This is a genomic window from Falsiroseomonas sp. E2-1-a4, assembly GCF_051433165.1.
Classification (GTDB): Bacteria; Pseudomonadota; Alphaproteobacteria; order Acetobacterales; family Acetobacteraceae; genus Falsiroseomonas.
In genome coordinates this window covers 42,105-65,582 of the sequence record NZ_JBHMFS010000024.1, presented here as the reverse complement: position 1 = coordinate 65,582, position 23,478 = coordinate 42,105, and the positions used below count along the sequence as shown (strand labels likewise).

Annotated in this window: 21 protein-coding genes and 1 pseudogene; 19 read left to right on the top strand and 3 right to left on the bottom strand. The window is 67.1% G+C overall.

Annotated features, from left to right (window positions below; translation table 11 throughout):
• Positions 1-315 precede the first annotated feature (315 nt).
• Genes ACFHNC_RS21150 through ACFHNC_RS21120 form a run of 7 tightly spaced genes read left to right on the top strand, consistent with a single transcriptional unit; the run spans position 316 to position 7,495 of the window.
• Complete coding sequence (locus ACFHNC_RS21150; protein WP_437171224.1) at positions 316-1,089, top strand: IclR family transcriptional regulator; 774 nt, start codon at positions 316-318, stop codon at positions 1,087-1,089.
• On the top strand, positions 1,086-1,916 hold the full coding sequence (locus tag ACFHNC_RS21145; RefSeq protein ID WP_437171223.1) for an amidohydrolase family protein: 831 nt from the start codon (positions 1,086-1,088) through the stop codon (positions 1,914-1,916). The genes ACFHNC_RS21150 and ACFHNC_RS21145 overlap by 4 nt, the downstream gene beginning before the upstream one ends.
• On the top strand, positions 1,913-3,145 hold the full coding sequence (locus tag ACFHNC_RS21140; protein WP_437171222.1) for a CaiB/BaiF CoA transferase family protein: 1,233 nt from the start codon (positions 1,913-1,915) through the stop codon (positions 3,143-3,145). The genes ACFHNC_RS21145 and ACFHNC_RS21140 overlap by 4 nt, the downstream gene beginning before the upstream one ends.
• Before the next feature lie 5 nt (positions 3,146-3,150).
• Positions 3,151-4,662 carry an ABC transporter substrate-binding protein gene (locus tag ACFHNC_RS21135; RefSeq protein ID WP_437171221.1) on the top strand — a complete coding sequence of 504 codons (1,512 nt, stop codon included), beginning with the start codon at positions 3,151-3,153 and terminating at the stop codon, positions 4,660-4,662.
• A 33-nt stretch (positions 4,663-4,695) separates the two neighbouring features.
• Positions 4,696-5,625 (top strand): ABC transporter permease, encoded by a 930-nt coding sequence (locus ACFHNC_RS21130; RefSeq protein WP_437171220.1) that lies wholly within the window; start codon positions 4,696-4,698, stop codon positions 5,623-5,625.
• Positions 5,625-6,455 (top strand): ABC transporter permease, encoded by an 831-nt coding sequence (locus tag ACFHNC_RS21125; protein WP_437171219.1) that lies wholly within the window; start codon positions 5,625-5,627, stop codon positions 6,453-6,455. The genes ACFHNC_RS21130 and ACFHNC_RS21125 overlap by 1 nt, the downstream gene beginning before the upstream one ends.
• A gap of 20 nt (positions 6,456-6,475) precedes the next feature.
• The gene (locus ACFHNC_RS21120; protein WP_437171226.1) at positions 6,476-7,495 is read left to right on the top strand and encodes a hypothetical protein; all 1,020 of its coding nucleotides are present in this window, start codon (positions 6,476-6,478) and stop codon (positions 7,493-7,495) included.
• 102 nt (positions 7,496-7,597) lie between these two features.
• Here ACFHNC_RS21120 and ACFHNC_RS21115 read toward each other — a convergent pair.
• Positions 7,598-8,301: pseudogene (locus ACFHNC_RS21115) on the bottom strand (transposase); the annotation flags it as partial.
• A gap of 358 nt (positions 8,302-8,659) precedes the next feature.
• Between ACFHNC_RS21115 and ACFHNC_RS21110 the strand changes: the two are divergent.
• The 9 genes from ACFHNC_RS21110 (at position 8,660) to ACFHNC_RS21070 (ending at position 19,039) form a co-directional block, all read left to right on the top strand.
• Positions 8,660-9,637, top strand: coding sequence for a Bug family tripartite tricarboxylate transporter substrate binding protein (locus tag ACFHNC_RS21110; protein WP_437171218.1), 978 nt, complete (start codon positions 8,660-8,662; stop codon positions 9,635-9,637).
• Entirely contained in the window at positions 9,637-10,134 is a 498-nt protein-coding gene (locus ACFHNC_RS21105) for a tripartite tricarboxylate transporter TctB family protein (RefSeq protein ID WP_437171217.1), read from the top strand. The genes ACFHNC_RS21110 and ACFHNC_RS21105 overlap by 1 nt, the downstream gene beginning before the upstream one ends.
• A 13-nt stretch (positions 10,135-10,147) precedes the next feature.
• Complete coding sequence (locus tag ACFHNC_RS21100; RefSeq protein WP_437171216.1) at positions 10,148-11,656, top strand: tripartite tricarboxylate transporter permease; 1,509 nt, start codon at positions 10,148-10,150, stop codon at positions 11,654-11,656.
• A complete protein-coding gene (locus ACFHNC_RS21095) occupies positions 11,653-13,107 on the top strand; it encodes a sulfatase-like hydrolase/transferase (protein ID WP_437171215.1) in 1,455 nt (484 codons plus the stop codon). The genes ACFHNC_RS21100 and ACFHNC_RS21095 overlap by 4 nt, the downstream gene beginning before the upstream one ends.
• Before the next feature lie 47 nt (positions 13,108-13,154).
• Positions 13,155-14,147, top strand: a complete 993-nt coding sequence (locus tag ACFHNC_RS21090) for a Bug family tripartite tricarboxylate transporter substrate binding protein (protein ID WP_437171214.1) — start codon at positions 13,155-13,157, stop codon at positions 14,145-14,147.
• Positions 14,144-15,610 carry a sulfatase family protein gene (locus tag ACFHNC_RS21085; RefSeq protein ID WP_437171213.1) on the top strand — a complete coding sequence of 489 codons (1,467 nt, stop codon included), beginning with the start codon at positions 14,144-14,146 and terminating at the stop codon, positions 15,608-15,610. The genes ACFHNC_RS21090 and ACFHNC_RS21085 overlap by 4 nt, the downstream gene beginning before the upstream one ends.
• A gap of 15 nt (positions 15,611-15,625) precedes the next feature.
• The gene (locus ACFHNC_RS21080; RefSeq protein ID WP_437171212.1) at positions 15,626-16,609 is read left to right on the top strand and encodes a Bug family tripartite tricarboxylate transporter substrate binding protein; all 984 of its coding nucleotides are present in this window, start codon (positions 15,626-15,628) and stop codon (positions 16,607-16,609) included.
• Between the two features lie 8 nt (positions 16,610-16,617).
• Positions 16,618-18,099, top strand: a complete 1,482-nt coding sequence (locus ACFHNC_RS21075; RefSeq protein ID WP_437171211.1) for a sulfatase-like hydrolase/transferase — start codon at positions 16,618-16,620, stop codon at positions 18,097-18,099.
• A gap of 100 nt (positions 18,100-18,199) precedes the next feature.
• Positions 18,200-19,039 carry a formylglycine-generating enzyme family protein gene (locus ACFHNC_RS21070; RefSeq protein ID WP_437171210.1) on the top strand — a complete coding sequence of 280 codons (840 nt, stop codon included), beginning with the start codon at positions 18,200-18,202 and terminating at the stop codon, positions 19,037-19,039.
• Positions 19,040-19,091: 52 nt separating this feature from the next.
• Here ACFHNC_RS21070 and ACFHNC_RS21065 read toward each other — a convergent pair whose 3' ends face one another.
• A complete protein-coding gene (locus ACFHNC_RS21065) occupies positions 19,092-19,988 on the bottom strand; it encodes a hypothetical protein (RefSeq protein WP_437171209.1) in 897 nt (298 codons plus the stop codon).
• Positions 19,989-20,194: 206 nt separating this feature from the next.
• On the opposite strand from ACFHNC_RS21065, the gene ACFHNC_RS21060 reads away from it, so the two are divergent.
• The 3 genes from ACFHNC_RS21060 to ACFHNC_RS21050 are packed head-to-tail and all read left to right on the top strand — an operon-like array spanning position 20,195 to position 22,633.
• Positions 20,195-21,355 (top strand): UxaA family hydrolase, encoded by a 1,161-nt coding sequence (locus tag ACFHNC_RS21060; RefSeq protein ID WP_437171208.1) that lies wholly within the window; start codon positions 20,195-20,197, stop codon positions 21,353-21,355.
• Complete coding sequence (locus tag ACFHNC_RS21055; protein WP_437171207.1) at positions 21,355-21,639, top strand: UxaA family hydrolase; 285 nt, start codon at positions 21,355-21,357, stop codon at positions 21,637-21,639. Before ACFHNC_RS21060 ends, ACFHNC_RS21055 begins: the two co-directional genes overlap by 1 nt.
• Before the next feature lie 16 nt (positions 21,640-21,655).
• Positions 21,656-22,633 (top strand): Bug family tripartite tricarboxylate transporter substrate binding protein, encoded by a 978-nt coding sequence (locus ACFHNC_RS21050; RefSeq protein WP_437171206.1) that lies wholly within the window; start codon positions 21,656-21,658, stop codon positions 22,631-22,633.
• A 341-nt stretch (positions 22,634-22,974) separates the two neighbouring features.
• On the opposite strand, the gene ACFHNC_RS21045 is transcribed toward ACFHNC_RS21050, so the two are convergent.
• Positions 22,975-23,439 (bottom strand): hypothetical protein, encoded by a 465-nt coding sequence (locus ACFHNC_RS21045; protein ID WP_437171205.1) that lies wholly within the window; start codon positions 23,437-23,439, stop codon positions 22,975-22,977.
• Positions 23,440-23,478: the final 39 nt, after the last annotated feature.

Sequence of the window (23,478 nt, the reverse complement as noted above, 5' to 3'; positions counted from 1 at the left end):
TTGAGATGGCGTTACGACAGTTGAAATGATGTCTGCGAACGGCACAGCTCATCTGTCCCAAGGGTGCTGACGCCGGACAGTCCGGACCACGCGCACCGCTTCGTCCTCAAATTCCTTCGTAAACCGTCGCTGCTGCTTCATGGGGGTCCTCTCGCATCATCGGGACCTCTCCACTTTCCCGAAGCAAGTCCAGCTTGCGCCACGGCAGCGGCGATGGGAGCCGGACAACGGCGCGCAAAGCCTCTCCTGATCAAGCGGGCGAGACACTTGCACTCAGCCTTCTCAGATGCGAACGTCGTACAGGAGCGTGAACTCATGGTGAAGTCTGCCGACCGGGTGATGGAGGTGCTGGAATGGCTCGCTGAGGTGCGCGAGCCCGCCACCCATGCTGAGATCGCCGCACATCTCCGCATTCCTGGTAGCAGCACCTCTGCGCTGCTGGCCGACATGCTTCGGCGCGGCTACCTGCTTGTGGACGACCAGCGGCGCTATCGGATGGGGCCGGCGGTCATGCGCCTGGCCAGCGCCTTCATGGCGGAGCTCGACCTGCCGCGTGCAGTAGAGCCCGAGGTCACCGCGCTGGCGTCGCATCTTCGCGAAACCGTCGGCTTCGCCGTCCGGGTCCGTGCCGAGATGCTCGTGGTCAGCCGCTGCACCTGGCCGAACCAGCTGACGTATGTGCTGCAGATCGGCGATCGGGCGCCGCTCGGCACATCGGCAAGTGGGCGAGCCTTGCTTGGCCGGCTGCCGCCCGGAGACCGGCCTCGACTGCCCGTCGCCCAGGCCAGCGCGGTCGAGGCGGCTGCTGCAAATGGGATCGCGTTCAGCTGGGCGGAACTGATCGTCGGGATCAACACGGCCGCGGTGGCGGTCCTCGATGCCTCAGGCGATGCCGCCGGCGCGCTCAGCGTGTCCGTGCCGACGCCGCGATACGACCCGCCCGTTTTCCGGCGGTACTGCGCGCTGCTTGTCGAAGCCGCGACCCGGCTCTCCAGGCGCCTTGGCGCAGCCGGCGGCGTTGAGGTGGATCTGGAGACTATTGTTCTGCGCGGTGAAGCCACCGCCACAGCGCCGAGGCTGACCGCATGACCGCCGAAGGCACGCCTCCGATCGCCGATTGCTGGGCCAATCTGTGGCCTGCCGCGCTGTTCGAGGCCTATCCGCCGATGGCAGCGCTCTACCGCCGGCTTCGGATGGAGGCGCGCATGGGGCTGACCGTAGAGGACATTGCAGCCGAGGCGCGTGGTGCCGGCCTCGCACGCGTTATGCTGTCGGCCACCGCCTTCCCGGGCAGCCCCGCGACCAACCTAGCCGTGGCCGAAGCGGTAGCAACGGCGCCCGACCTCTTCGTCGGCTGCGCCAGCGTTGATCCGCGCGAAGGGATGACTGCGGTGCGTGAGCTGCGCCGCGCGGTGCTCCAGGACGGCTTTCGCGGCCTCAAGCTGCTGCCCTTCCTCTACGGCCGCGCGCCCGACGATGCGATCTACTTCCCGCTCTACGCCGCCTGCGTCGACCTCGGCATTCCTGCCCTGGTGCTGACCGGCCACACCGCCGTGCGCGAGCGCAGCGAGCTTGGCCGGCCGCTGCATCTTGACGTGGTAGCGCTGCACTTCCCCGAGCTGCGCCTCGTTGCCGGCCATGCCGGTTATCCCTGGACCGAGGAGCTGCTCTCGCTCGCCTGGAAGCACGAGAACCTGTTCATCGACACGTCAGGCCACATGCCGAAGCACTTCCCGCCTGCACTGGTGCACTTCATGGACCGGCATGGCCGCGGCAAGGTGATGTTCGGCACGGGCCATCCCTTGATGGCCTATGCGCGGCCCGTGGCCGAAGCACGCGCACTGGGCCTGAAGCCCGAGAGCTTGCATGCCTTCCTCTGGGGCGCCGCGGCCGGCGTCTGGGGCTGGCCGGCATGAAGGGCTTGGACTGCTCCGCCATGCTGGCGGGTGTGCGGGTGGTGGACCTCACCATGTTCGTCGCCGGCCCGTTCTGCACGATGCTTCTGGCCGATCTCGGCGCCGACGTCGTGAAGGTGGAGCCGCTGGACGGCGACCCCGTGCGCTCCAGCGCGATCGGCCCGACGATCGGCGGCGTCAGCGCCCAGTTCCACAGCTACAATCGTGGCAAGCGGAGCGTCGCCATCAACCTGAAGGCACCGGCAGGACGCGAGGCCTTTCTGGACCTCGTGCGCGGCGCCGATGCGGTGGTGGAGAACTTCCGGCCAGGCGTCGCCACCAAGCTCGGCATCGACCATGCCGCACTCGCGGCGGTGAACCCACGCATCGTCACCTGCTCGATCAGCGCCTTCGGCCATACCGGCCCGTGGCGCGAGCGGCCCGGCTACGACCTGATCGTACAGGCGCTCGGTGGTGGGATGAGCCTGACGGGCCACCCCGCGACGGGGCCGGCGCACATGCCCTTCCACCTCGGCGATACCGCGGGCGGGCTCTTCGCCGCCTTCGCCCTGCTCGCCGCAATGCGCGAGCGCGATCGCACCGGGCAGGGGCGGGCGCTCGACATCTCCATGCTCGACGCGCAGCTGGCGCTGCTGGGTGACGAAGCGACCAATCTCGGCACCGGGCGCTGGACGCCGGCTCAGCACGGCGCTGGCCACCCGGCGCTGGCACCCTATCGTGCCTTCGACACCGCGGACCGCCCGATCGTGGTCGCTGCGGTCGGCGTGGAGAAGTTCTGGCGCAACCTCGCCGCGGCGATCGGCCGGCCGGAGCTAGCGGAGGATCCGCGCTTCGCCGGCAATGCCGCGCGCGTTAAAAACCGTGCCGTGCTGGAAGCAATCCTCGACGAGGTCTTCCGCAGCCGCGGCCAGGCGGAGTGGCTGGAGATCCTCGGCCGTGCCGACGTGCCGGCTGCCCCGGTCCTCAGCGTGGCCGAGGCGATCGCAAGCCCGCAGGCCGTGGCGCGGCAGATGACGACAGAGGTGGCCACCTGGGACGGCGACTCGGCACAGATCATGCGCAGCCCCGTGCGCGGCCTGGGCGATGGGGCGCCAGCGCCACTGCAGCCTGCGCCGCGCCTTGGCGAGCACACGCATGCGGTGCTGGCCGCGCTGCCCGGCTGGAACGACGACCGGATCGAGAAACTGGCAACGGCGGGCGTGATCCGCCTCGCCGTAGATGGGAGGTAAACATTATGCTGCGACGTCGAGACCTTGCTGCGGCCGCGGCCGCGCTTCCATTGGCGACGGCGCCCTGGGGCGCATCGCGCGCCCAGGGCCAGGGAACACTGCGCGTTGCGCTCGGCAGCATGGTGGCCGCCATGGAACCGAATGCGCGCACCAGCGGCCCGCCTTCGACCGTCGTGTTCTACCCGATCTTCGACACGCTGGTGACGACCGACGCGCAGGGCAATCCCGTGCCGGCGCTGGCCACCGCCTGGCGCAACACCGCGCCCGACACCTGGGAGTTCGACATCCGCCAGGGGGTGCGTTTCTCGAATGGCGAAGCCTTCGATGCGGCGGCGGCGAAGTGGACGTTGGAGCGTGTGCTGAAGCCGGAGAACCGCCAAGTCGTCCGCGCCCGTATCGCCACCATCAAGTCCGTCGAAGCGCCAGGGCCGCACAGCTTGCGGATCGTCACCGAACAGCCCGATCCGATCCTGCCGCGCCGCCTAGCCAGCCCCTTCATGCTGCCGCCCGCCTATTTTCAGCGCGTCGGCGAACAGGAATTTGCCAACCGTCCTGTCGGCACGGGCCCCTTCGAACTGGCGGCCTTCCAGCCCTCCGCCTCGGTCACGCTGCGTGCCCGCGAGGGATCCTGGCGCGGCCAGCCGAAGGTGCGCGAGATTGTTCTGCGCTCGATCCCCGATGCCTCCACCCGCGTCGCCGCATTGCGTGCTGGTGAGGTGCATCTCGCCGAGAACATCCCGCCGGACCTAGCCCGTCAGCTCGGCCAGGGCGGCACCCGTGTGGTGGCCAATACCATCGGGCAGGTAAATCTGATCATTCTCAACACGCGCAACCCTGCGCTTGCGGATCGCCGCGTGCGCCAGGCGCTGAACCTCGCGGTGGACAAGCAGGCCATCGTCGAGCAGCTGCTATCGGGCTACGGCGAGGTGACGGGGCAGCTCGTTGCGCCGAACGGCGTCGGTCATGATCCGAGCATCCAACCCTATCCCTACGATCCCGATCGCGCCCGCCAACTGCTGCGGGAAGCCGGGGTGCGGAACCTGAGCGTGAAGATCCATACCACGCAGGGGCTCCAGCTGATGGATCGCGAGGTCAGCGAGGCCGTGGCCGGCTATCTCTCGGCCGTCGGCGTGGATTCCAGCATCGAGGTGCTGGAGACCGCCGCCTATGTCGACGCCTATCACGGCGGCCGGATGGATCCGGCCTTCTTCATCGGCTGGTGGTATTTCCCGGCGATGGACGGCGACTTCGTCTTCGTCTGGAACCAGTCCACGCGACCGCAATCGCGGATCCACAATGCCGAGTTCGACCGGCTCTACGCCGCCTCGACGGCGGAGATGGACCCGGAGAAGCGCAAGGCCCTGCTGCAGCAGATGGGCCGGCTGCTGCATGACGAGGCGGCAGGGATCTTCCTCTATCACCCGCGCCAGACCTATGGCGTGCGAGCCGAGGTCTCCGGCTTCGAGCCGCGGCCGGACCGGGTGATCAACTTCGACCCCATCGCCGTGCGTGGCTGATCAGGCGCCGCCGGCAGGGGCAGGCGGGCCGGGATGAGCAGAATCATTCTCGCCCGCCTTGTGCAGCTCTGCTTCACCCTGCTCGGCGTCTTCGCCGTGCTGTTCGCCATCACGCGGCTGTCCGGTGATCCTGTCGCGCTGTTGCTCGGCCCAAGCGCCACGACCGAACAGATCGCATTGCTGCGTGGCGCGATGGGGTTCGACCGTCCGCTGTGGCAGCAGTTCCTAGGTGAATTGCAGGGCGCGCTGCAGCTGGATTTCGGCCAGTCCCTTCGGGGCGGGCAGGCGGCACTGCCGCTGGCGTTCACCCACCTCGCCGTCAGCCTGCAGCTCGTCGCCGGTGCGCTGGTCTTCGCCGTGGTGATGGCCGTCCCGATCGGCGTGGCTGCGGCGGTGTGGCCTCGCTCGCTGGTCTCCCGACTGCTCATGGCCGTGGCCTTCCTCGGCCAGGCCGTGCCGATTTTCTTCAGCGCGCCACTGCTGATCCTGCTGCTCGGTGTGTCGTGGCAACTGCTGCCGACCTCGGGGTGGGAGAGCCCGGCGCATGCCGTGATGCCAGTGGTTGCGCTTGGGCTCGGGCTGATGGCGAAGGTGGCGCGGGTGGTGCGGGCGCAGATGCTCGAGGTACTGGCGCAGGACTACGTCCGCACCGCGCGCAGCAAGGGGCTTTCGCTAACGCAGATCGTTCTGGTGCACGCCCTGCGCAATTCCATGGTGCCCACCGTCACCGTGATCGGCGCCGACCTTGGGCAGCTGATCGGCAGTGCCGTGCTGACGGAGACGATCTTCGCCGTGCCCGGTCTCGGCTTCATGCTGCTAACCGCGGCGCTGGCGCGCGACTACCCGCTGTTGCAGGCTGGCATCTTCCTGACGGCGGTCTTCGTCGTCGCGCTCAACCTCGCGGCCGACCTGATCTGCGCCGCGCTTGACCCGCGCATCCGCGGCGCCGAGGCGCGCCGTTGATGCGGCGCGATCCAGCCGTGTTGCTGGCCCTGCTTGTGGTGGTGGTGCTTGCCACTGCCGCGCTCGGCGCCGACTGGATCGCGCCGGCGAATCCGCTGGCCATCGGCCTGCGCACCCGCTTGCACCCGCCGTTCTGGATGGAGGGAGGCGATCCGCGCTTCCTGCTGGGCACGGATCATCTTGGCCGCGACCTGCTGTCCCGCATGCTTTACGGGCTGCGGGTTTCCCTTTTGGTCGGAGTCGCGGCGGCGACGCTCTCGGCCGTGCTGGGCGGGGCGCTGGGGCTGCTCGCGGGTTATCTCGGCCGTGGCGTCGATGTGGTCGCAATGCGGGTCGCCGATGTCCAGCTCGCCTTCCCGCTGCTGGTGCTTGCGATCGCAGTGATCGGGATCGTCGGTGCCTCGTTGCCTGCCATCATCCTGGTGCTGGGCCTGTGGGGCTGGGCGGGCTTCGCCCGCGTGATGCGCGCGGAGGTGATGGTGCAGCGGGAACTGGACTACGTGCAGGCCGCGACCGTCGCCGGCGCCACGCCGCTGAGGGTGATGTGGCGGCACATCCTGCCGAATGTCGCCTCCTCCGCTATCGTCCTGTGGACTTTCGCAGTGGCGCAGGCAGTGGTGGTGGAAGGCGCGCTCGGGTTCGTCGGCCTTGGCGTGCGTCCGCCTGCGCCTTCGCTCGGGAGCATTATGAATGATGGCCGGCAGGTGCTCGGCAATGCCTGGTGGGTGATGGTGATGCCAGGCTGCCTGCTGGTGGCGTTGGTGGTCGCATTGAACGTGCTGGGTGATGCGCTGCGCGATTGGCTGGATCCGCGCCGGGTGCGGCACTGAGGGAGGGACGGGCGATGGGTATGGCCGAGATCGTCGAGGTGCTGCGTGCCGCCCGCAATCTCGCGCGTGACAACATCCGTCCAGGCGAGGAGGTGCTGGTGCTGTCCAGCACCGACCAGCACCGCAGCATCCACGACGCGCTGCTGGCCGCTTGCGAGGAAGCAGGGGCCGGGCGCGTCGCCTCGCTGCTGCTGGTGCCCGAGCCCATGCGCGCCGGCTATCGCCATCCGGCACTTGCTCTTGCGGCGGCCTGCACCGCCGACCTGACGATCGTGGCGACCAGCCTCGCCTTCCCGCGGGCCTATGATGACCTGACGGAGGCGGTGCTCGCGGCGGGAAAGCGGCTGGTGCTGATCAACAACGCCCCGCCAGAAGATTTTGCTCGTGGCGCGGCGCTGGCCGATCCGGTGGAGCTCAACACCACGACGCGTCGGCTTGCCGAAGCCGTCGGCCGTAGTCGCCAGGTGCGCGTTCGCACGGCCGCCGGAACAGACCTTACGGTCGGGGTCTGCCGGCCCTGCATGGTACTGACCGGCCATGCCGATGACCACACCGGCTTCGGTTCCTTCCCGTCCGGCGAGGCGATGCTGTCGGTCGCCGAACACACGGCCGAAGGGCGCTTTGTCGCGGATGCCTTTGGGCAGGTCGTCTATATGGAGGGACGCGGCCCGCAGCTGGGTCTGCTGGAGGATCCGATCACGCTGGAGTTCCGCGCCGGGCGACTCGTCGATCTGCAGGGTGGTTCGGCAGCGGCGCGGTTGCGGGCGATCTTGGCGGCGGCCGACGACACCGCGCGCTGCCTTGCGGAACTCGGTATCGGCACCAACCCAATGGCGCGGCGCATTGGGCACGTGGAGAACAAGTTCCGCCTCGGCACGGCCCATATCGCGCTCGGCGATAATCACCTGATCGGTTGGCGGGCGGCGTCGGTTCTGGGCGGGACGCTGATCAGCGGCCGGCACATTGATCTGGTGGCGGACGACGTGACCTTGGAGCTGGACGGAGTGGCCGCGGTCCACGGCGGACGGCTGCTGCTTTGAGCATGGCGGATCAAGATCGATGCTGCTGGTATTGAGTGATGCGTCGGCGAAGTTGCCGCGCCGTGCACCAGGCACCGTGACGCAGGCATTGGCCTGTGCAGGCAGGACCGCCAGATAGACGAAGCCCCGTGCCATAGGGATATATGTGATGTCCATCGCCCAGACTTGCTTCGGACGGTCCACGACCAGATTGCGCAGCAGATAGGGGTAGATCTTGTGCCCAGGTGCCGGCTTGGACGTGCTCGGCCGGCGATACAGCGCCTCGACGCCCATCCGACGCATCAGCGTCCCCACCGCCAGTCGTCCGATCGTGATGCCCTCCGCGCGCAGCATCCGGCTGCCCGCGAAGGGGTGATCGAGGTGCAGCGCGTCAATCCGATGCATGATCGCCAGCCGCGCAGGCGGCACCGGCCGAGGCAGATAGTAGACGCTGCTCCGGCTCAGCCGCAGCAGCGCGGCCTGCCGCGTCAAGGGCAGCACATTGCCACGGTCGATCATCGCTTTGCGCTCAGCAGGCCCGCCTTGCTGAGCGCGCCGGATAAAAAATCCTTCTCCAGCGTCAGCTCCCCGATCTTCGCATGCAGCAGCTTCAGATCGACCGCGGGCGCGGGTTCCGTGGCAGAAGGACCAGGGCCGAAGACACCGGCCGCCCCCTCCTGAAGCTGCGCCTTCCAGGCCGTGATCTGATGCGGGTGCACGTCGAACAGCTTGGCCAATTCAGCCAGCGTCTTCTCACCCTTGATGGCCGCCAAGGCCGCCTTCGCCTTGAAGCCGGGGCTGTGCGTCCGGCGGGTTCGCTTCGTCATGGTCGCTCCTGATCCGCGGCACCTTCGCCGCTGTCAGGCAGGAAATCCACTCATCGGGATGTCAGAATTTCCCGAGCGACCTCTCCCAACGCTCAAATCAGACCGCCGAGCCCGCTGCTGCTGCCGTCCGATGAATAGGACGGGTTAGCCGTGCTCATCCTTGTGCCGCGTGATGGCCTTGTTCAGTCCCGGATGCCCAGGTCGGAAATTGCCGGCAAATCTTCAAGGGTGCGGCATTACGCACACGAAGCGGCCAAACCGCTACGCCTGGATATGGCTTCCCCAACGCAAAGCCCTTGCGAGTTCGTTGCAGCCGATGTCACTATCAACTCACGCTAGCAAAAGTGGAGCAACCACGATGCATAAGCTGGGGGGGGTATCGCGCCGGGGGCTTGTCGCCGGTTCGGCGCTGCTTGGTTTCGGGGCTGGCGCGGTCAATGCACAGGCAAGCTTTCCAAGCCAACCGATCCGCGTGATCGTGCCTACTGATCCGGGCGGCGCAATCGACGGCCTGGCCCGAGTTTTCCAACGCGCCTTTGAACAGACCAACGCGCTGTCACAGCCTCTCGTCGTGGTGAACATGTCCGGTGCCGGCGGTACCATCGGAACGAGGGCGATCCGCGACGCCGCCGCGGATGGGCATACCATAGGTCTGTGGCACGATGGTCTTGTGACGTCTCGTGCCATGCGCGTGGTCGATTACGACCACAGCGCCTTCGAGGTAATCGGCGCGACCGGCGTCGCCGAACTGGGCATCGCAACCGCCGCCGATGGCCGTTTCAAATCATTCCATGAGCTGCTGACCTACGCCAAAGCCCACCCCGGTGAGGTGACGGTCGCCGCCAATATCGGGCTACCGGTGCATTTCGTGCCGATGCGACTGGCGCGCGAGGCCGGAGTGGAGTTCCGGTACGTGCAGGCCGGCGGTGGTGCCCGGCGTTACCAGTCACTGGTCGGCAAGCACACCGACATTGCCATGTTCTCCGCCTCGGAGCTGATCCAGTTCGGCCAGAGTGGCCTCGCCTCCATCCTGATGCTGTCCGAACAGCGCAGTGCCAAATTGCCCGACGTGCCGACGGCGAAGGAACTGGGTATCGATGTCACGTCGGAATCGGCCCGCATCTGGCTGGCGCCGAAGGGCACGCCGGCGGATCGGATCGCGCGACTGCGCGATGCCTTCCGCGATGCGATGCGGGATGAGCGTGTGGCGAAACAGATCAGCGATTTCGGATTGGAGCCGATCTTCGTCGAGCCGGATCGTGTACGGGCCGACCTGGACCGCACCTTGGCCGAAACGCTACCGCTTGTGGAACGCGCACGGCAGATCCGACGCTGATGTCGGGCGGGCTGACGGGCGCCATCGGCGGCAGTCGCGCGCCGGTGGCGGATTGCTGGCTGGCGGTTTTCGTGACCGGGTTGGCGGCGCTGCTGTGGTTCGAGGCGGAGAAGCTGCCACCGCCATTCTTTGATCCGCTGGGCTCGGCCGCCGTCCCGCAGGGCATCGCCGTGATCCTGCTGGTACTGGCGGCCCTGGTCGCGCTGCGCGCCGGTATCGGCCTGGCGCAGCGCAAGCCGCGTGTACCGGCGGAATACCGGGCGCGACCAGACGTCGCCGTCGGCATTGTGCTGCTGACCATTGGCTATGTCGGCGTGATGCAGGCCAGGCTGGTTGGTTTCGAGCTGGCGAGTGTTGCCTTCGTGGCGCTGGCCAGTGCGCTGCTAGGCCTGTTCGAGCGGCGCATCATGCTGATAGGTTTGCTGATCGCGTTGGTGCTCGGATTTGGCGGGACCTGGCTTTTCACGGGTTTCTTCTACATCGACCTGCCGCGGTGAAAGCCCTGAAGCCATGATCGGAGACCTGCTCGGCGCCCTCGGGTACATCTTCACGCCGATGCCGTTCTTCTGGGTGCTGCTTGGCACCGCGCTTGGCATCTTCGTCGGCGCGATTCCAGGCCTGACGGGTGGCATGCTGATCGCGCTGTCCATTCCACTGACGTTCTTCATGGACAGCACCCACGCGCTGGTCCTGATGGTGGCGATGTATGTCGGCTCCGTCTCCGGTGGGTTGATCAGCGCCACGCTGCTGCGCATGCCTGGCACGCCGTCTTCGGTGATGACGACCTTCGACGGGCATCCAATGGCGCGGCGAGGCGAGGCCGAAAAGGCGCTGGCGCTGTCCATCGGCGCATCGTTGGCTGGCGGGCTGGTTGCCGGCGTCTTCCTGGTGCTGCTGTCACAGCCGCTGTCGCGCTGGGCCACCACCTTCGGCCCTTGGGAATACTTCGCCATGGTGCTGATGGCCCTGGTGCTGATCGCGGCGATCAGCCAGGGCTCGCTGGTGAAGGGACTATTGGCCGGTGCGCTCGGCATCGCCGTGGCGCTGCCCGGCCTCACGCCATCGGATGGCCAGTTGCGGCTGACGCTGGGCTGGAACGAATTGGATGGCGGATTCTCGCTGCTGCCAGTGCTGCTCGGCGTCTTTGTCATGGCACAGATCATCGAGGATGCGTTGGAGATCGAACGTCGCGCGGAGCCGATCCGCATCGGCGGGCAGCGAATGATGCTGAGCCTGGCAACCTGGAGCCGGCATGGCGTCAATCTGCTGCGGTCCTCCATCATCGGCACCTGGATCGGCATCCTGCCCGGCGTTGGCGCCTCGATCAGTTCGATGGTTGCCTATGCCACGGCGCGCAGTTTCTCCAAGACGCCCGAAAAATTCGGCACCGGCAGCGAGGAAGGCATCGTGGCGTCGGAGGCAGCGAACAACGCCAATGTCGGTGGCGCGCTGATTCCGCTGATCACCATGGGCATTCCTGGCAGCCCGATCGATGCGATCCTGCTCGGCGCCCTGATCCTGCACAACATCCAGCCTGGACCACTTCTGTTCGTGACCAATGGGCCCTTTGTCTGGGCGCTGATCGCCGCCTACCTGGTCGCCAATATGGTCATGTTCGTGCTGATGACGTTCAGCGTGCGCTGGATCGCACGGCTGATGGTGGTAAACCGGGCGCTCTTGCTGCCCGCGATCTTCGTGTTCTGCGTGGTCGGCGCCTACGCTTTGCACAACCGCATGTTTGATGTCTGGGTGGTGATCGGCTTTGGGATTTTTGGCTACGGCCTGCGGTTGTGCAAGGTACCGATCGGGCCCTTCGTCATCGGGTTCGTTCTGGCAAAAATTCTAGAGGAGGAGCTTCGCTCCGGCATGCAGCTCAGCGCCGCGGGCTTCTGGGGCATACTCGACCGGCCGATCGCGCTGAGCTTCGTCGGCATCTCGGCCCTCACCCTGATATGGCCCTTCGCCCAGGCCTGGCTCTCGCAACGGCGCCGGCGGGCGCAAACGGAGGTTGCCGAATGAGCGGCAAGAATGTCCTGTTCATCATGTCTGATGAGCACAGCAAGCGGGTCGCTGGCTGCTACGGCAACACGTTGGTGCGCACGCCAAACATTGATCGGCTGGCGGAGCAGGGCACGGTGTTCGACGCCGCCTATACCCCATGCCCGATCTGCGTCCCGGCCCGCGCCGCCTTCGCCACCGGGCAGTACGTTCACGACACCGGCAATTGGGACAACGCCTTTCCTTACACCGGCGAGCCGGAGGGTTGGGGCCATCGCCTGCTGGCCGAAGGACATCGGTGCGATTCGATCGGCAAGCTGCATTATCAGTCAACGCAGAACCTGAATGGCTTCGGCCAGGAGATCGTGCCGCTGCATGTGCTGAACGGCCGGGGCGATCTGCAGGGGATGTTGCGCCGGCCGCCGCCGCGACGTCCCTCCACCGCACAATTGGCAGGTGATGCGGGGGAGGGCGAAAGCAGCTACACGGGGTATGATCGCACCATCCGTGATGCCGCGGTGCAGTGGCTGCGAGAGACAGCGGCACAGCCGCCGGACAAGCCGTGGTGCCTGTTCGTGTCCTTTGTCTGCCCGCATTTCCCGCTGATCGCGCCGCCGGAGTTCTTCCGGATGTACGACCCTGCGCAATTCACTTTGCCACAGTTGCGCGGCGCCGGTGAGTTTCCGGACCATCCCGTGGTCCGTAAGCTGCGGGAGGTGCAGAACTACGAGGACCATTTCCGCGACGAGGCGCATGTCCGCACGGCAATGGCCGCCTACTACGGCATGGTGAGCTTCCTCGACGACAATATCGGCCAGGTGCTCGATGCACTGGCTACGACAGGCCTCGATCGGGATACGCTGGTTGTCTACACGAGCGATCATGGCGACAACCTTGGGGCGCGCACGCTTTGGGGCAAGTCGAACATGTACGAGGAGTCCGCCGGTGTCCCCATGGTGCTGCGCGGTCCGGGCATTCCGCAAGGGCGCCGCGTTGCGACGCCGGTGAGCCTTCTGGACAGTTATCAGACCATCGTCGAGACCGTCGGCATTTCATCCACGGAACCGGGGCTGCCCGGTCATTCCCTGGCCGATCTGGCACGTGGCCCTGAGCAACCGGACCGTACGGCATTCAGTGAGTACCATGCTGTGGGCTCCCTGACCGGTATTTTCATGGTCCGTTTCGGCCAGTGGAAGTACACGCATTACGAGGGTTACCAACCCGAACTCTACGATCTGAACACCGATCCGCTGGAAACGCGGGATCTGTCCGGCAGCCCGGCGCATGCAGCGGTGCTGACCGAGGCCGGACGCCGGCTGCGCGCGATCTGCGACCCTACCGAGGTCACCGCACGCGCCTTCGCGGATCAGGCGCGCGCCATCGCGGCGAATGGCGGTGAGGAAGCCGTGCTGAAATCCGGGAATTTTCCCTATACGCCCGCGCCGGGGGAGAAGCCGCGCATTTCCGCCTGAAGCAGAACGGCACCGGCGCCAAGCCGGGCCAGAATGGGAGAGACCTGATGGATAGCCTAATCCACCGCCGTACCCTGCTCGGTGCATTGGGGCTCGGTGCTTCGGGCCTCGCGTTGGCCGCGCCAGGTCTCGCGCGGGCGCAGGGCGCCTGGCCGGACCGCACGATCCGCTTCGTCGTGCCGTTCGCGCCCGGCGGCGCCTCCGACACGACGGCGCGGCTGACAGCGCAGCATCTGGCGCAGCGGCTCGGCAGGACCGTGGTGGTCGACAACAAGGCCGGCGCAGCCTCAACCATCGGCACGGCGGAGGTGGCGCGCGCGGCGCCCGATGGCTACACCATCCTGCTGGCGCCGCCGCCCTTCGTCATCACGCAATTCGCCTATCCCAACCTGCCCTATGATCCCGAGACGGCCTTCCGCCCGGTAATCCTGCTGGTCACCAGCCCCTCCGTGCTGTTCGCCCGCGTCGGCCTGGCCGAGGGCTGGGTGGATATCGCGCGGATGGCCAGGGTCAATCCCGGCAAGCTGACCTATGGCAGCCCCGGCAATGGCAGCCTGCCGCATCTGGCAATGGAATTGGTGAAGCTGCGTACGGGGCTCGACATCCTGCATGTGCCCTATCGCGGGGGCGGGCCGGCCGCTGCGGATCTCGCCGCGGGGAGGATCGATCTGATGATCTCCAGCCCGCTCGACATGGCCGGCAATCTGGCGAGCGGTCGGGCGGTGCCCGTGGCTTCGGTCACCGGCAGCCGCGCGCGGGCTTTTCCGGATCTGCCAACGCTGGAGGAATCGGGCGTGCGCGACACGGAAAGCAGCGGCTGGTTCGGCGTGGTGATGCCCGCTGCGACACCGGATGCGATCGCCAACCGGCTGAACGTCGAATTCCAGGCGGTGCTGCAGATCGCGGAGGTGCGGGAGCGCCTGGCCACGCTGGGCGTCGATGCCGCCGGTGGCAGCGCGGCGGATTTCCAGAAGCATCTGGAAGCCGAACGGGCGCGTTGGCGCGTCGCGGTGCCCGCGGCGGGGATCACCATCCAGTGACGAAGCGGCCGAACATCCTCTGGGTCTGCACCGACCAGCAGCGCTGGGACACGATCGGCGCCCTGGGCAATGCGCATATCCGGACACCTGCGATGGACAGGCTGTGTGCATCCGGGGCCGCCTTCACGCGCTGCTATGCGCAGTCTCCGATCTGCACGCCGTCCCGGGCCAGCATGATGACCGGGCGCTATCCCGCCACGCATCAGGTGCAACGCAACGGCAACGCCTTCTGGCCTTCACATGAGACTCTGGTGACGAAGCGCCTGGCCGATGCCGGCTATGACTGCGGACTGATCGGCAAGCTGCATCTGTCGGCCGCGAAGTATCACGAACAGCGCACGGATGACGGTTACCGCGTTTTTCATTGGAACCATCATCCCACTCCGGATGCGGCGCGCGGCGATTCCTACGAGCATTGGTTACGGCATGAGAAAGGCGTCGATCCGCAGGCGTTGTATCGCGACAAGGGTGCCTTCTGCGGCCCCGGCGTGCCGGCCGCGCTGCACCAATCCACTTGGTGCGCCGAGATGGCGATCCGCTTCATCACGGATCGACGCGATGGCCCCTGGTGCCTGTCGCTGAACTTCTTTGATCCGCATGCCCCCTTTGACGCGCCGCCCGAGGCACTGGCGAAGATGGATTCCGCCAGCCTGCCGCTACCCCTCTGGCGGGACAGCGATGGCGAGCGTTGGGTCGATTTCCAAAAGGTGGACCAGCAGCAGATCCGCCCGCAGGATCCACGCATCCGCCATGCCGCGCAGCCGCCACCGCCTGCCGAGCGCGACCACGACAAGGTCGCGAGCAATGTGCCCGAGAAATATGACGCCTTGCAGGTCAAGGCCAACTACTACGCCATGATCGAGCATCTGGACGCGCAACTCGACCGTATTCTGACGGCGCTGCGCGATACCGGACAGGAACAGGATACGCTCATCCTGTTCCATTCTGATCATGGCGAGATGCTCGGCGACCACGGACTTGTTCTGAAAGGTTGTCGCTTCTTCGATGGGCTGGTCAGGGTGCCGATGATCTGGTCCTGGCCCGGCCGCGTGCAGTCCGGATGCGTCAGTGAGGCGCTGGTCGAGCTGGTGGACGTCACGCCGACGTTGCTGGAGGCCGCCGGCATCGAGATCCCCTGGACGGTGCAGGGAAGATCGTTGCTACCGATCCTGGAGGGGCGCGCCGATCCGGCGCGCCACAAGACGCATGTGGTCTGCGAGTTCAACGACGCCATCGGCGTTGACCGGGACCATAGCCACGGTACCATGGTCTTTGACGGGCGCTACAAGTCGGTGATTTACCACGGCCATCCCATCGGCGAGATCTTCGATCACGGGAACGACCCTGGAGAGTTCGACAATCTGTGGCACGATGTTCCGCTCAGGGCGGCGCGGCTGCAGTTCCATCTGGATGCCATGGCGGGCACCACAAGCGCGGGTCCGCCGCGCAGTTCCAATTACTGAAGGGAGTCCCCACTCATGATTGCTCGCAGGCTTCTGAAGCTGGTCGGCGCTTGGCTGGTCGCCATCCCCCTGCTGACAACCGGCCAGTTGGCCGCGCCGGCCCAGGCCGCCTGGCCGGAACGGCCGGTGACCGTGGTGGTGCCCTACCCGCCAGGCGGCAACAACGACATCCTGGCACGCCTGCTGGCGCCGATCGTGCAACAGCAAATCGGCCAGCCGCTGCTGATCGAAAATCGGGGCGGTGGTGGCGGCACGGTCGGCGCCGGTGTCGCCTCCCGCGCCACGGCGGATGGCTACACCGTGCTTTTCGCCGATATCGGCATCCTGGCGATCGCGCCGCATCTTTTCGCGCAGCTGCCCTTCGATCCTGACAGTTTCGCGCCGATCCTGCGGCTGACGGAGGTTTCGCTGCTGGTCGGCGTGCCGCGGGAGTCGCCACATCGGACCATCGCAAGCCTGCTGGAAGCGGCGCGGGCACAACCGAATGCGGTGACCTTCGCGACGCCCGGCAACGGCACGGCCGGGCATCTGGCGACGCAGATGCTGATGTCGCTGGCGAATGTTCAGATGACCCATGTGCCCTATCGCGGCAGCGCACCGGCGCAGACGGACCTCATCGCCGGCCATGTGAACCTGCTGATCGACGGCACCCTGCTACCCGCCGTAAACCAGGGCCAGGTGCGCGCCCTGGCCGTCACCGGCCCCGGCCGCTCGCCCTTCACGCCGGACCTGCCGACAGTGGCGGAGGCCGGGGTCGCCAACTACAATTTCCTATCCTGGCACGGCGTGGTGGCGCCCCGTGGCACACCGGCCGAGGCGGTTCGGCGCCTCAATGCCGCCTATAATGCCGCCGTCGCCGATCCGGGCGTGCAGGCGCGTGCGCGCCAGCTCGGCCTGCCGCTGAAGGGCGGCTCGTCGGAAGATTTCATCGCCTTCATCGCGGCTGAGCGCGCCAAGCTGGGCCCCCTGGTGCGGGCAAGTGGGGCGCGGGTGGAGTGAGCCGCGAGATGAAGCGCCCGAACATCATGCTGGTCACGGTGGACCAGTGGCCAGCCTCCCTCATGGGCCATGCCGGCCATCCCACCGTGCTGACGCCGACGCTGGATCAGCTGGCACGCAACGGCGTGTGCTTCCCGAACACCTATTCTGAATGCCCGATCTGCATTCCCGCACGGCGCACGATGATGACGGGCAACACGGCGCGCATCCACGGCGATCGCAGTTTCGACCCGGTAGCACGCATGCCGGACAGCCCGACCCTGGCCGCCACGCTTGGCGCCGCCGGCTACCAGACCTGCGCGGTGGGCAAGCTGCATGTCTACCCGCCGCGCGACCGCATCGGCTTCGACGACGTGCATCTGGCGGAGGAAGGGCGGCCGCATCTCGGCGGCTATGACGATTACGACCTGTACCTGGCCGATCAGGGCTTTCCGGGCCAGGGCTTCAACCATGGCATGAACAATAACGACTATCTCTGGCGGCCCTTCCACCTGCCCGAGCCTTGCCACGTGACCAGCTGGACCAGCTGGAAGATGTGCCGCGAGATCAAGCGGCGCGACCCGACCCGGCCCGGCTTCTGGCATTTGTCCTATACTGCGCCGCATCCGCCGCTGGCGCCGTTGCAGGCTTATCTCGACATCTATCGCGATGCCGAACCGCCGGTGCCGCCCATTGCCGATTGGGCGAAGGACGAGGCCGCGCTGCCCTACGCGCTGCGCTCCATCACCGATTACTGGGCGCATGTGAAGCCGCACCATCTGCGCGGCATCCAGCGCGCTTTCATGGCGCTGTGCACCCATATCGACCATCAGTTCCGCCTGGTGCTCGGCACGCTGCGGGAGGAGGGGCTGCTGGACGACACCGTGGTGCTGTTCACCGCCGACCATGGCGACATGCTGGGAACACATGGCCTCTGGGCCAAGCGCATCTTCTATGAGGACAGCGCCCGGGTGCCGACCATTCTGCTCGGCCCGGCAGGTGATGCCCGCACCAGGCCGGGCAGCGTGGATCGGCGGCTGGTCCAGTTGGCGGATGTGATGCCGACGCTTCTGGACTTCGCCGGCGTCGCCCCCGCCGCGCCGATGGAGGGGCTTTCGATGATCGGCGGCTCAAGGCGGGATGTGCTCACGGCAGCCTGCCGTGACGATGCCTCCGCCACGCGCATGGCGACCGACGGGCGGCACAAGCTGATCTGGTACCCCAATGGCAACGTGATCCAGTTGTTCGACCTGCGGGACGACCCGCAGGAGATGCGGAACCTCGGCGGCGAAGCGGCGCTGGCGGAGGTGCAGACGAAACTGGAGGCGGCGTTGGTGGCGGAGGCCTGGGGCGTCGATACCGGCTGGATCCGCGACGGCAAGCTGGTCGGCACGCCGGCCAAGCCGTTCGAGGGCCAGACCAACCGGGGCCTGTCCGGCCAGCGCGGCTTCCACTTCCCGCCGCCACCGCAGGCCGGGGCGGATGTCGTGGTCGGAACACCCGGAGGATAGGCGCGTGGAGGTCCCCACGAAAACCTGCTGCCTGCCAACGTCGGGTCGCCGATCTGGATCGGCCCTGGCGCTGCAAGGGGCGGCCGGTGGCGACCTGACCATGACGGTGGCCATCCCAGGCGGCACGGTAACCATCGGCACCGACGCACCCATCTTCCGTGAGGATGGCGAAGGGCCAGCGCGGCGCGTGACCCTGCGCCCATTCCGGATCGACGTGCATGCCGTCAGCAACCGCCGCTTCGCCGCCTTCGCCGCCGCCACCGGCTATCGGACAGACGCGGAGCGGTTTGGCTGGTCCTATGTCTTCTACAGCTTCCTGGCGCCCGGCATGCAGGCGCCAAGCCCGGAAGGGACGCCCTGGTGGCGAAAGGTAGAGGGGGCGTACTGGGCGGCGCCGGAGGGGCGAGGCTCCTCCATCGCCAACCGGCTGGACCACCCGGCCACCCATATCGCCTGGAACGACGCAACCGCCTTCGCCGCCTGGGCCGCAGGCCGCCTGCCAAGCGAGGCGGAATGGGAATATGCGGCGAAGGGTGGTGACGATCTTGCCCGGTATGCCTGGGGATCGGAGGAGCCGGATGATGGTAATGCATTGTGCAACATCTGGCAGGGTCGCTTTCCGACGAGCAACACGCTGTGCGACGGATTCAAGGGCACCGCCCCGGTCGATGCCTTCCGCCCCAACGGCTTCGGCCTGTTCAACCCATGTGGCAATGTCTGGGAATGGTGCGCCGACCCGTTTCGCGTGCGATCCCTGACCAACGCGGCCAGGCAGCGCAACAAGGCCGCGGCGGCCGAGCGGGATCGGGTGATGAAGGGCGGCTCCTATCTGTGCCACCGCAGCTATTGCCACCGCTACCGTATTGCCGCGCGGTCCGGGTGCAGTCAGGATACCTCGGCGGGCCATGTCGGATTTCGTGTCGCCTATGATCGAGACTGACGGGGGTTCGACAGGAATAGCCGCCCTTCACCGGCCGCCCCAGGGTTAGGGGCTACTCGTTGCCTTCCGTCAGTTCAGCGAGCGCGAGGCCTGCCTCGCCCCGCACCGCGTAGACCAGAAAGATCCGTCCCTCATCCTCCAGGATGGCCGGATCACGAAGCTGTCGCACGGGGCCGTCGATGGCGCCTCGCCAGGACCGCTCAAGCGGCAGGTCGCCGCCTTCCCAATCGGTCTCCGGCCGCAATACCTCATCCGCTTCGCCATCCACCCGCCAGTCACGCCAGTCACCGTCGAGCCGGATGCGGGAGGCAAGGATGCATTCCGGTCTGTCGCCGACCCGGGTCCAGAAGACATGCAGCAGATTGCCGCGCAGCAGCAGGGCGGTGTGTCGCTGCAGCCCGTCCGGAAACAGCAACGGCCCGCGTTCGAACCCCGAGATGCCGTCGGCGGATCGGAACAGGATGCCCGGCATGGCCAGTGCAAAATGCGCTCCGCCATGCTGAAACACGCGGAAATAGGAGGGGCCGAACAGTTCTGGCCTGGCTGTGAAGCGGATACCGTCCTCGGACGTTGCGAGCCGCGTCCGCTGGGTGCCCCAGCCGGACAGCCCGTGAAAATACATCAGGATCCGGCGGCTGGCCTCATCAACATGCACGTCCGGGGACGCGATATGCGGAAAGGCTTGGTCCTCATCCAGCCGTAGCACTCCGGGCGTGCCGGGCGGCGCCACGCCGGGCAGGATATCCGCCGCGCCGCGGTCCTCAGGCGGTGCAGGAGGTTCGGTCGGGAAGAGGCTGTCGGTCAGGTTCAGGCTGCCCGCCTCATGTATCCGCCAGGGCCCCTCCGGTGCGTCGGCATGGGCGAGCCGGATGTAGCTGCCCTTGTGGTCGGCAAAATAAAGATAGTAGCGGCCGAGCCGGCCCGGCAACCAATCCGGGACGCGGATCATCGATGGGCCCTGCACATTGGAGCCCATCCGGGTGTCCATATTCGGTTGGATGATGGGCCCGATCCGCCTTGCCGACCATCGCGCCATGCTGCCGCCTCCTTGTCCCTGTGGCGCAACCTTGGCAGCCAAACGCGCAGTACGCGATCATTGACTTCCATCCGTTGTGGGTTCAGCGTTTTTGCAACAATGGGCTCCGGAGGATGCGCGTGGCGGCTGAATTCGCGGGGTTCCCGCGCCCAGACGGTAGTGCCGGGGCGCGCAACACGGTCCTCGTGCTCTCGATCCTCGGCCTCACCGGCGCGTCCGCCCGCCGCATCGCGCGCCAAGTGCCGGGCACCACCTTGATGTCGCTCGCCGTCGGGCGTGGCCAGTTCGGCGACGACCGGGCGTTGACGCGTCGCATGCTGGTCGGGCTGGGCCGCAACGCCAACGCCGCCGCGGTGCTGCTCGTGGGGGCCGACCGGCTGCGGCTGGATGCGATCGCCGAGGCCATTGCCGGCTCCGGCAAGCCGGTCGAGACCGTGGCGCTGGATGATTGCCACGAGGACAATCTCGTGATGTCCGAGAGGGGCGTGCGAATGGCAGCGAAGCTGGTTCGCGATGCGTCCCGCATTCGGCGCCAGGCGCTGCCGGCCTCGATGCTGCGGCTCGGCATCGAATGCGGCCATACCGATGCGACCAGCGGCATCGCAGCCAACCCCTTGGTCGGCCGCGTCGCTGATCGGCTTGTAGACGCCGGCGGTGCCGTGGTGTTCGGCGAAACCATGGAATGGCTGGGCGCGGAGGATGTGCTGGCAGCGCGGGCGGAGACGCCGGAGGTCGGCCGCCAGATCGTCGCCGCAGTCCTGGAACGCGAAGCCTGGGCTGCCGCGTCTGGCGAGGATCTGACCGGGAACAACCCGGGCCAGGAGAACATCCGCGGCGGGCTCTCCAGCATCGAGGAAAAGTCGCTCGGCGCCATTGCCAAGGGCGGGTCCCGGCGGGTGCGCGGCGTGGTGCCGCATGCGGCAGCGCTGCCTGGGCCCGGGCTGTGGGTTATGCAGGGCCCGTCCTTTTCGCCGCCGTCGATCACCGGCTTTGTCGCGGCGGGAGCGCAGATGACGATGTTCACCACCGGCGCCGGCAATTCCTATTGCGACGCGCTCGCGCCCACGGTGAAGGTCACCGCCAATCCGGCGACGGCGCGGCACCTGGCGACGCAGATCGATTTCGATGGCTCGGGCGTGCTGGAAGGCACGCGCGATCCCGAGGAAGCGGCGAATGCGCTGTTCGCGCAATTGCTGGAGCATGCGTCGGGTTCGGCGACCTGGGGCGAGGTGCTGGATGAGGGCGAATACGCTTTTGCCCGGCTGGGGGCGGATTTCTGATGCGACGCTGGCAATTCCTGGTCCTGAAACCCGAGGACGATGTGGCAACCGCACTGGGCGACGTACCGGCCGGCGAGGCGGCCATACGTAGCGGCGAGCAGGTGGAGATGCTGATGCTGCCAGCGCCGATTCCGCTTGGCCACAAGATTGCCCGCCACGCCATCGCCCGCGGCGCGGTCATCCGCAAATACGGCGCGCTGATCGGCGAGGCCACCGCTGACATCGCGGCTGGAACGCATGTCCATGTCCACAACCTGCGCAGCCGCAGGGCAAGAAAAACCTGAAAACGGGAGGATCACCATGAGGATGTTGCATCGCCGCACCCTGCTCGCCGCGACCGGAACCCTGGCACTGCCGGGATTGGCGCGCGCCGAGTGGCCGGACCGGCCGATCCGGCTGATCGTGCCTTTCGCGCCCGGCGGCGGCACCGACACGACGGCCCGCATCGTAGCCGCAACGCTCGGCGAAAAGCTCGGTCAGACCGTGGTGGTAGAGAACCGCGCCGGCGCGGGTGGTGCCATCGGCATGGCCGCGGCGGCGCAGGCTGCGCCTGACGGCTACACCCTGGTCATCGGCCATGTCGCGACGCATGTGGTCAACATGGCCGTGCAGAAGAACCCGGGCTATGACACGGCGCGAGATTTTGTGGCGCTCGGCATCACCTCCACCGCCGCGAATATCCTGGTGGTGAACCCCAGGCGGCAGCTTGGCATCACCAGCCTGGAAAGCTTCGTCGCCGCCTGCCGCGCCAAGCCAGGGGAGCTTTCCTATGGCACCGCGGGTGTCGGTTCCCCAGCGCATATCACCACCGCGCTGTTTCTGAAGCAGGCCGGGCTCGAGGCGCAACATGTGCCCTACAGAGGCGGTGCGCCGGCCAATACGGACCTCGTCGCCGGCAACCTGGACTTCATGTTCGCCGGCGCTTCGGATTGCCTTCCGCATATCAGAGCCGGGCGGCTGCGCGGCATTGTCGCCGCCAGCGCGCAGCGGCTTTCGGGCGCGCCGGACATTCCCACCATCAAGGAAAGCGGTTACCCGAATTTCTCCTTTGAGATTTGGCATATCATCACCGCCCGCGCAGGCACGCCGGCCCCGGTGCTCAGGAAGCTGCGCGCCGCAGTGTCGGAGACTTTGACCGCCCCGGTCGTGCTGGAACGCATCACTGCGATGGGTGTCGACGCCACGCCTCTAACCGGCGATGCCGCGCAGGCCAAGCTGGATTCGGAGCTGGCACGGTGGGTACCGTTGATCCGGGCTGCTGGCATCAGCACGGACTGAGTATGGCGTAAGCGCTCAGCACTCTCCCCCAGGCAGTCTGCGGCGGGCTCTACGTGCCTGTCGACAAGGTCTTAAATCCGTTGTGTCATCTGCTGTTCGCTTGGTTTTGAGCGGTTCGCGGCGGCGTCTTGGATGTGAACGACGGAGAAACGGCCTCGGTACGATCATAGCAGGCTGCGCTACCCGAGCGACGGGACCGATGCAGAGTGGGCGCTGATCGCCGGGCTGACCCTGCCGTCGATCTCCTTGGCCGGTGCGATGCGCGAATCCCGTACCCGGCCCAGGTGGCCATAGACGGCGACGGTGTCCCGGCCGCCGCTGTCGACGCAGAGCCGGGCAATTCACATGCTGCCGTCAGCTTTGGCGTGGCCGGTAACGCACCAGGAGCTTCGCCAGATCCTCCCAGGGTTCCCGATCCCGCGGCTTGCCTGCGCCGCCTCCCAATCCCGGGCGATCTGCTCCAGGGCAGCCAGCCCACCGGCGAGTAAAGTGCCGAGATGTGGAATCCGATGGTGTGCGGATCCTGGCCCTCGGCCGTCCAGCGAGAGCCGCTGCGCCTCCACCTTCAGCGCCAGCTGCGCGACCTTCAGCCGGACGAAGGGCGTGCCCTCGGCGCCAGCGCCGCTGACCAGCGGAGATCGCACCGGGTCGGCGGTTTCGGTCAGGCGGCGGCGGGTCTTGTCGATGTCACACTGGCCGTCCGGCTCACGGGCAATCCGACCCGCCCGTTCGGCCTTGTGCATAGCGGTGTCGCTCAGCCCGATCCGGCGGGCGGCCTCGCGGGTCGAGGCGGTCAGTTCCGGCATGGCGGCGACCTCCCGCCGCAGGAGGGGGCGGTCAGTACG